At 55.3% G+C, this 8,883-nt stretch carries 9 protein-coding genes; 6 read left to right on the plus strand and 3 right to left on the minus strand.

Features of this window, described 5'->3' with window-relative positions; all coding sequences use genetic code 11:
- From modB to AM410_RS23825, 3 genes are all read right to left on the minus strand, one after another.
- On the minus strand, positions 1 to 690 hold the full coding sequence (gene modB, locus AM410_RS23815; RefSeq protein WP_108648558.1) for a molybdate ABC transporter permease subunit: 690 nt from the start codon (positions 688 to 690) through the stop codon (positions 1 to 3).
- A complete protein-coding gene (gene modA, locus AM410_RS23820; protein ID WP_073395777.1) occupies positions 690 to 1,463 on the minus strand; it encodes a molybdate ABC transporter substrate-binding protein in 774 nt (257 codons plus the stop codon). Before modA ends, modB begins: the two co-directional genes overlap by 1 nt.
- 179 nt (positions 1,464 to 1,642) lie before the next feature.
- On the minus strand, positions 1,643 to 1,792 hold the full coding sequence (locus AM410_RS23825; RefSeq protein WP_020884948.1) for an AcrZ family multidrug efflux pump-associated protein: 150 nt from the start codon (positions 1,790 to 1,792) through the stop codon (positions 1,643 to 1,645).
- A 127-nt stretch (positions 1,793 to 1,919) separates the two neighbouring features.
- On the opposite strand from AM410_RS23825, the gene modE reads away from it, so the two are divergent.
- The 6 genes from modE (at position 1,920) to galM (ending at position 8,711) form a co-directional block, all read left to right on the plus strand.
- Complete coding sequence (gene modE, locus AM410_RS23830) at positions 1,920 to 2,708, plus strand: molybdenum-dependent transcriptional regulator (protein ID WP_025204643.1); 789 nt, start codon at positions 1,920 to 1,922, stop codon at positions 2,706 to 2,708.
- A 67-nt stretch (positions 2,709 to 2,775) separates the two neighbouring features.
- Positions 2,776 to 4,248, plus strand: a complete 1,473-nt coding sequence (modF, locus tag AM410_RS23835; RefSeq protein WP_073395776.1) for a molybdate ABC transporter ATP-binding protein ModF — start codon at positions 2,776 to 2,778, stop codon at positions 4,246 to 4,248.
- Positions 4,249 to 4,449: 201 nt separating this feature from the next.
- Positions 4,450 to 5,466, plus strand: coding sequence for a UDP-glucose 4-epimerase GalE (galE, locus tag AM410_RS23840; protein ID WP_020884951.1), 1,017 nt, complete (start codon positions 4,450 to 4,452; stop codon positions 5,464 to 5,466).
- A 9-nt stretch (positions 5,467 to 5,475) separates the two neighbouring features.
- Positions 5,476 to 6,522: a galactose-1-phosphate uridylyltransferase gene (gene galT, locus AM410_RS23845; protein ID WP_014169198.1), complete on the plus strand. Its 1,047-nt coding sequence runs from the start codon at positions 5,476 to 5,478 to the stop codon at positions 6,520 to 6,522.
- Between the two features lie 3 nt (positions 6,523 to 6,525).
- Positions 6,526 to 7,674: a galactokinase gene (galK, locus tag AM410_RS23850; RefSeq protein WP_025204645.1), complete on the plus strand. Its 1,149-nt coding sequence runs from the start codon at positions 6,526 to 6,528 to the stop codon at positions 7,672 to 7,674.
- The gene (gene galM, locus AM410_RS23855; protein WP_108648560.1) at positions 7,668 to 8,711 is read left to right on the plus strand and encodes a galactose-1-epimerase; all 1,044 of its coding nucleotides are present in this window, start codon (positions 7,668 to 7,670) and stop codon (positions 8,709 to 8,711) included. Before galK ends, galM begins: the two co-directional genes overlap by 7 nt.
- The last annotated feature ends 172 nt before the right edge of the window (positions 8,712 to 8,883 follow it).

Here is an 8,883-nt window from a genome sequence, read left to right on the forward strand (position 1 = left end):
CTATTTCCCCATCCGCTCGCGACTGAGTCGCGCCAGCCATTCCGAAACCAGCAGCGAGACCAGCGCCAGCACAATTGAGATGATGCACAGCCGCGCCGCGGCACCTTCTCCACCCGGCGTCAGGATCAGGGTGTACATTGCTGACGGGATCGTTCGCGTCTCACCGGGGATATTCGACACAAAGGTAATCGTGGCACCAAACTCACCCAGCGAGCGGGCGAACGCCAATACCGTGCCGACAATAATGCCCGGCAGCGTAAGCGGGAGCGTGATGGTGAAAAAGACGCGCCAGCGCCCGGCACCCAGCGTGCGGGCAGCCTGTTCCAGTTTGATATCAACCCCTTCCAGCGCCAGGCGAATGGCCCTCACCATCAGCGGGAATGACATCACCGCCGCCGCCAGTACCGCCCCTCGCCAGCTAAACGCAAACGTCAGCCCAAACCAGTCATATAACCATTCGCCAATAAAACCGCGCCGCCCCATCGACACCAGCAGCAGGTAGCCAACCACCACCGGTGGCAACACGAGGGGAAGATGAAGAACGCTATCCAGCAGGGCTTTGCCGGGAAATTTACAGCGAACCAGTAACCAGGCAAAGAAGATCCCAAAGGGCAAACTCAGCGCAACCGCCAGGGAAGAGACTTTCAGGCTCAGCAGGACAGCCTGCCATTCAGGATCGGTCAATATCATTAGTGAGTCGTAAATCCGTAACGTTTAAAGATTGCGGACGCTTCGGGTCCTTTCAGGTATTCGCTGAAGGCCGTCACGGTCGCATTTTTATGTCCATCAACAATCGCAACAGGATATTCCACTTTCTTGTGGGAGTCTTCCGGGAACGTACCAACCACTTTCACCCCTTTACTGGCGACGGCGTCCGACCCGTAGACTATCCCCAGCGGCGCTTCATTACGTTCAACCAGCGCCAGAGCACCGCGCACATCTTCAGCCGGAGCCAGTGTGGGCGATAACGTCTCCCAGGCACCCAGTTTTTGCAATGCTTCTTTGGCGTAGATCCCCGCTGGTACATGCTCCGGATCGCCAACGGCCAGGCGTCCTCCGTTCAGCAACCGGGTCCAGGGGGTCTCTTTGTTGATACTGATTTCGCCTTGCTGGCTGGCTTTCGGCGCCACCACGACAAGGCTATTCCCCAGCAATGTTTCGCGGGTTGTTGCATCAATCGATTTCTTTTCAGCCGCGTAATCCATCCACTTCTGGTCTGCAGAGATGAACAGATCGGCCGGCGCTCCCGCTTCAATCTGACGTGCCAGCGTCGATGAAGAAGCAAAAGAGGAGACCACCTCGACGTTCTTCTCTTTTTTATACGCTGTCGCAATATCCTGCATCGCGTTGGTCAACGACGCTGCCGCAAAGACGGTAATTTTACCCTCGTCGGCCAGCGCGTGTCCGCTCAGCGAAAGTGTCAGCGTTGCCCCTGCGAAAAGGCGTATCCATGTACGTGCCATTTGTAGCTCCTGTGAGTATCGTTATATACACACTAATATAACGGTAACTCCGGGGAGATCCCAGCGTTAAATCGTACCGCTCAAGGGGTACAGCAAGCTGATGCTTTAAATAATATCGGCGAGAAAGGGAAATACTTGAGAGCAAAACGCCCGGGCAAGCCGGGCGTTTCGGGGGGAAATTAATGCTGCTTTTTAGCCTGGTCTCTGTGACCAATGTTCGAAAATACGTTGAACACTTCACCCAGGCCGTAGATGGCACCGAGGATAACGGCCATCACTACTGGTACCATGATCACGGCGAATACCAGACTTTTCAACAATTCCAACATGGTTTTCTCCAGATATTGTGAATGGCTTATTCTACCCTGAAAAGTGAGAAAAACATTCCCTTTTGTGCGGTGCCCTTTGCGACCTTCGCCATTTGGGTCACAATGCACTTTTTGCCAGGACAGTGTTATGCAGGCCGAAATTCTCCTCACTCTACGACTACAGCAGAAGCTTTTCGCCGATCCGCGACGTATCGCCCTGCTTAAACAAATAGAACAAACCGGTTCAATAAGCCAGGGGGCTAAGAACGCTGGCATTAGCTATAAAAGCGCCTGGGATGCCATCAACGACATGAACACCCTGAGCGAGCAAACGCTGGTTGACCGGGCCACGGGCGGCAAAGGCGGTGGAGGTGCGATCCTGACACGTTACGGCCAGCGCCTGGTTCAGCTGTATGATCTGCTGGCGCAGATCCAGCAAAAAGCGTTTGATGTGTTAAGTGACGACGATAATCTCCCGCTGGACAGCCTGCTGGCTGCCATTTCCCGCTTTTCGCTGCAAACCAGCGCCCGTAACCAGTGGTTTGGTACGGTGATGGCGGGCGATAACGCCCAGGTGCAGCGTCATATTGAGATCCTGCTTGCCGATGGAACAACCCGTCTGAAAGCCGCGATTACCGCACAAAGCGCAGACCGACTGGCGCTGAATGAAGGTAAAGAGGTGCTGGTGTTACTGAAAGCGCCATGGGTGAATATCACTGCCGATGCCGAAAAAGCAAAAGCCGCTGATAACCAGCTACGCGGTGCCATCCGCCACGTTGAACGCGGTGAAGAGCAGTGTGAAGTACTGATGACCCTGCCGGACGGGCAAGAACTCTGCGCAACCCTTCCCCTCAGCGACGCCGCAGAATTAGAAGAAGGTGCTGTGGTGACCGCATATTTCAACGCCGACCGGGTGATTATCGCCACATTGTGCTGAGCACATTGACAAGCGTGTCGACAGTGAGTATCCCTGACATCTGTTGCTGCAAAAAATGGGATAAGTCATGTCATCATTGCATATTTCGCAAGGCACGTTTCGTCTTAGCGACACCCGAACGCTGACGATTTCTGATTTAACAATACGCGCCGGTGAAAGCTGGGCGTTTGTCGGTACAAACGGAAGCGGGAAATCAGCGCTGGCCCGTGCGCTGAGCGGAGAGCTCGCGCACCTTAAAGGGGAATCCCAGTGTAACTTTACGCGCCTGACGCGCCTGTCATTCGAGCAGCTGCAAAAGCTGGTGAGCGATGAATGGCAGCGCAATAACACCGATTTACTCAGCCCGGGCGAAGAGGATACGGGTCGTACGACGGCAGACATTATTCAGGATGAAGTCAACAATCCTGCCCGTTGTGCGTATCTGGCAGAACAGTTTGGCATCACCTCCCTGCTGAACCGGCGCTTTAAATACCTCTCGACCGGTGAGACCCGGAAAACGCTGCTGTGTCAGGCGCTGATGAGCGAGCCGGAACTGTTGATTCTGGATGAACCGTTCGACGGTCTCGACGTGCAGTCCCGCGCACAGCTGGCCACCCTGCTCGGCTCGCTTAACCAGCAGGGCTATACGCTGGTACTGGTGCTTAACCGTTTTGATGAAATTCCTGAGTTTATTCAGAACGCCGGCGTGCTCGCTGACTGCAACCTGACTGAAACCGGCGAAAAATCGGCGTTACTTAAGCAGGCGTTAATTGCCCAACTGGCGCACAGTGAAAACCTGGACGGCATCACGCTGCCGGAACCGGACGCACCTTCTGCCCGCCACGCGTTAGATCCCCACCAGCCGCGCATCGTGCTGCGTGATGGCGTGGTAGCGTATGACGATCGGCCGATCCTTAATCATCTCAGCTGGACGGTCAACCCGGGTGAACACTGGCAAATTGTCGGCCCCAACGGCGCGGGAAAATCAACGCTGCTGAGCCTGATCACCGGCGATCACCCTCAGGGCTACAGTAACGATCTCACCCTGTTTGGCCGCCGCCGCGGAAGCGGTGAAACGATCTGGGATATCAAAAAGCATATCGGCTATGTCAGCAGCAGCCTGCATCTGGATTACCGGGTCAGCACCACGGTGCGCAATGTGATCCTGTCCGGGTATTTTGATTCCATCGGCATTTATCAGGCGGTCTCGGACAAACAGCATAAGCTGGCCCAGCAGTGGCTGGATATTCTGGGGATGGATAACCGGGTCGCTGACGCGCCGTTTCATAGCCTTTCGTGGGGACAGCAGCGTCTGGCACTGATCGTTCGCGCGCTGGTAAAACATCCGACCCTTCTGATCCTCGACGAACCGCTACAGGGGCTGGACCCATTAAACCGCCAGCTGATCCGCCGTTTTGTGGATGTCCTGATTAGCGAAGGCGAAACGCAGCTGCTGTTCGTTTCCCATCATGCCGAAGATGCCCCGTCCTGCATTACGCACCGCCTCGAGTTTGTGCCCGACGGTGAACGCTATCAGTACCTGCTGAGTAAAATCGATTAACCCCGGAGGGCTCTGCCCTCCGTTTTTTCGGATAACCTGCACAAAGACTTCCCTATCCCTTTGATCTACAATGTCGCATTGCCGCCCAAAAACGGATTTTAAAAGCAGTGTAAACGATTCCACTATTTTATCCCATGTCACACTTTTCGCGTCTCTGTTATGCTATGGTTATTACATACCATAAGCCCAATGGAGCGAAATATGCGAGTTCTGGTAACAGGTGGTAGCGGTTACATTGGTAGTCATACCTGCGTGCAGCTGCTGCAAAACGGTCATGATGTCATCATCCTCGACAACCTGTGCAATAGTAAGCGCAGCGTGCTGCCTGTGATTGAACGTCTTGGCGGTAAACAACCGACCTTCGTGGAAGGCGACATCCGCAATGAAGCGTTGATGACCGAGATCCTTCACGACCATGCCATTGAGACGGTGATCCATTTCGCCGGTCTGAAAGCGGTGGGTGAATCCGTCGCGAAACCGCTGGAGTATTACGACAACAACGTCAACGGTACCCTGCGTTTGATCTCCGCCATGCGCGCAGCGAACGTCAAAAACTTTATCTTCAGCTCTTCCGCAACCGTCTACGGCGATCAGCCAAAAATCCCTTACGTTGAAAGCTTCCCGACCGGTACGCCGCAAAGCCCGTATGGCAAAAGCAAACTGATGGTGGAGCAGATCCTCACCGATCTGCAAAAAGCACAGCCTGAATGGAGCATCGCCTTGTTGCGCTACTTCAACCCGGTTGGCGCCCATCCGTCAGGCGATATGGGTGAAGATCCACAGGGCATCCCGAATAACCTGATGCCGTACATCGCCCAGGTGGCCGTTGGCCGCCGTGAGTCTCTGGCTATTTTCGGTAATGATTATCCAACCGAAGACGGTACCGGTGTGCGTGATTATATCCACGTCATGGATCTGGCCGACGGCCACGTGGCGGCAATGCAGCAGCTGGCCGATAAGCCAGGCGTGCATATTTACAACCTCGGCGCCGGGATCGGCAGCAGCGTGCTGGACGTCGTGAATGCCTTCAGTAAGGCCTGCGGTAAGCCTGTGAATTATCACTTCGCACCGCGCCGTGAAGGCGACCTCCCGGCTTACTGGGCCGATGCCTCCAAAGCCGATAAAGAGCTTAACTGGCGTGTCACCCGCACGCTTGATGAAATGGCACAGGATACCTGGCACTGGCAGTCTCGCCATCCACAAGGTTATCCGGACTAAGGATCCGTCATGACTTCGTTCAATCCCGTCGATCATCCGCATCGTCGTTTTAACCCGCTAAGCGGGCAATGGATTTTGGTTTCTCCGCATCGCGCCAAGCGCCCCTGGCAGGGGGCGCAAGAGACGCCTGCAAAACAGACGCTTCCGCAGCACGACCCGGACTGCTTCCTGTGTCCGGGCAACACGCGTGTGACGGGCGATAAAAACCCGGACTACAAAGGCACCTTCGTTTTCACCAACGATTTTGCCGCCCTGATGACCGACACGCCCGACGCGCCGGATAGCCAGGACCCGCTGATGCGCTGTGAAAGTGCACGCGGCACCAGCCGTGTTATCTGTTTCTCGCCCGACCACAGCAAAACGCTGCCGGAGCTGAGTGTTGACGCGCTGAAAGAGGTCGTCAGCACCTGGCAGACGCAAACTGCTGAACTGGGCCAGACCTACCCGTGGGTACAAGTGTTCGAAAACAAAGGCGCGGCAATGGGCTGCTCTAACCCGCACCCGCACGGTCAGATCTGGGCCAACAGTTTCCTGCCAAACGAAGCCGAGCGTGAAGACCGTCTGCAAAAAGCCTATTTCGCGGAAAACGGATCGCCGATGCTGGTGGATTACACCCGTCGTGAACTGGCCGATGGCAGCCGAACGGTGGTGGAAACCGAGCATTGGCTGGCCGTCGTACCTTACTGGGCAGCATGGCCATTTGAGACGCTGCTTCTGCCAAAAGCACAGGTTCTGCGCATCACCGATCTGAGCGACGCACAGCGCGATGACCTCGCCCTGGCACTGAAGAAACTGACCAGCCGTTATGACAACCTGTTCCAGTGCTCCTTCCCGTACTCAATGGGCTGGCATGGCGCTCCGTTTAACGGTGAAGAGAATCAACACTGGCAGTTGCATGCCCATTTCTATCCGCCGCTGCTGCGCTCTGCGACGGTACGTAAATTCATGGTGGGCTATGAAATGCTGGCAGAAACCCAGCGTGACCTGACGGCAGAACAGGCTGCAGAACGCCTGCGTGCTGTGAGTGACGTCCATTATCGCGAATCAGGAGTCTAAAAAATGAGTCTGAAAGATAAAACACAATCCCTGTTTGCTGAGAAATTTGGCTACCCTGCCACCCATGTCATTCAGGCGCCTGGCCGCGTGAACCTGATTGGTGAACATACCGACTATAACGATGGTTTCGTTCTGCCGTGCGCCATTGATTACCAGACTGTCATTAGCTGCGCTAAGCGCGATGATCGCAAAGTCCGCGTTATTGCAGCGGATTACAACAATGAGACGGATGAGTTTTCCCTCGATGCACCCATCGTTACCCACGACAGCCAGCAATGGTCTAACTACGTGCGCGGCGTGGTAAAACACCTGCAGAAACGTAATAAAAACGTGGGCGGCGCTGATCTGGTCATCAGCGGAAACGTGCCTCAGGGCGCCGGGTTAAGCTCGTCCGCGTCGCTGGAAGTCGCCGTGGGTACCGTCTTCCAGCAGCTTTATCATCTGCCGCTGGACGGGGCACAAATTGCCCTGAATGGTCAGGAAGCGGAAAACCAGTTTGTGGGCTGTAACTGCGGCATCATGGACCAGCTGATCTCTGCGCTGGGTAAAAAAGAGCATGCCTTGCTTATCGACTGCCGCTCTCTGGGCACCAAAGCCGTTCCCTTGCCAAAAGGCGCAGCTGTGGTAATTATTAACAGCAACTTTAAACGCACGCTGGTGGGCAGCGAGTACAACACCCGCCGCGAGCAATGTGAAACCGGCGCACGTTTCTTCCAGCAACCTGCGCTGCGTGACGTTTCGCTCAACGAGTTCAATAAAGTGGCGCACGAACTGGATCCGGTAGTGGCGAAACGCGTTCGTCATGTGCTGACGGAAAATGCCCGTACCGTTGAAGCGGCGTCCGCGCTGGCGAAAGGCGACCTGAAACGTATGGGTGAACTGATGGCAGAATCTCACGCCTCCATGCGCGATGATTTTGAAATCACCGTTCCGCAAATCGATACCCTGGTGGACATCGTCAAAGCCACGATTGGCGATAAAGGCGGTGTGCGCATGACTGGCGGCGGCTTCGGTGGCTGCATTGTTGCCCTGATGCCGGAAGAGCTCGTCCCTGCCGTCCAGCAGGCGGTGGAAAAACAGTACGAAGCGAAAACAGGTATTAAAGAAACTTTCTACGTGTGTAAAGCATCACAAGGAGCAGGACAGTGCTAAACGAAACGCCAACCCTTGCCCCGGATGGCCTGCCGTATCGCCTGTTAACCCTGCGCAACAGCGCAGGAATGGTGGTTACGTTAATGGACTGGGGTGCCACTTTGCTATCCGCTCGCGTACCAATGCCTGATGGCAGCGTACGTGAAACCCTGCTTGGCTGCGCGTCGCCTGAGCAGTATGTCAATCAGTCCGCCTATCTTGGCGCGTCTGTCGGCCGTTATGCTAACCGCATCGCGAAAAGCGCTTTCGAACTTGATGGCGAGCGTTACTCGCTGCTTTCCAGTCAGGGCGAAAACCAGTTGCACGGTGGACCTGAAGGATTCGATAAGCGCCGCTGGAAAATCGTTCAGCAAAACGACCGCGAAGTGCTGTTCTCACTGGACTCGCGTGACGGTGACCAGGGATTCCCCGGTAACCTCACCGCGTTCGCGCATTTCACGCTGACTGACGATAACCGTATCGCCATTGAATATCGCGCGAAAGTTGATAAGCCGTGCCCGGTCAATCTGACCAACCACGCTTATTTCAACCTGGACGGCAACCAGTGCGACGTGCGTAATCACACGCTCCAGATCCTGGCCGATGCCTATCTGCCGGTGGATGAAATGGGGATCCCGTATCAGGGACTCAAGGCCGTCAGCGGTACCAGCTTTGATTTCCGCAGCGGAAAAACCATCGCGCAGGATTTCCTGAGCGATGACGATCAGCGCAAGGTGAAAGGCTATGACCACGCGTTCCTGCTGCAGGCGAAAGGCGATGTGACTCAGCCTGCCGCGCAGGTCTGGTCTGCAGATGAGAAACTGCAGATGACGGTCTACACCACGGCCCCTGCCCTGCAATTCTATTCAGGCAACTACCTTGGCGGTACCACGGCACGCGAACATGAAGAGTACAGCGACTGGCAAGGTCTGGCGCTGGAAAGCGAGTTCCTGCCGGACAGCCCGAACCATCCAGAATGGCCACAGCCGGACTGTGTGCTGCGCCCGGGTGAAGAGTGCGTTAGCGTGACAGAATATCATTTCATCCCGCATTCATAATTCCCAGCCCTCCTTGCGGAGGGCTTTTTCTCTCCGTCTTGCTGAAAATAGCGCCGATCGCAGACAAAATCATAACCCTGGATTCACAAGCATCTTACACTCAGAGACTATTTTCGCTATGGTTAGGGTTAAGCGTTGCTGCTGGCACTGTCACGGCAATATAATGAGAATT

The sequence above is a fragment of the Enterobacter cloacae complex sp. FDA-CDC-AR_0164 genome (assembly GCF_003071645.1).
Taxonomy (GTDB): domain Bacteria; phylum Pseudomonadota; class Gammaproteobacteria; order Enterobacterales; family Enterobacteriaceae; genus Enterobacter; species Enterobacter ludwigii.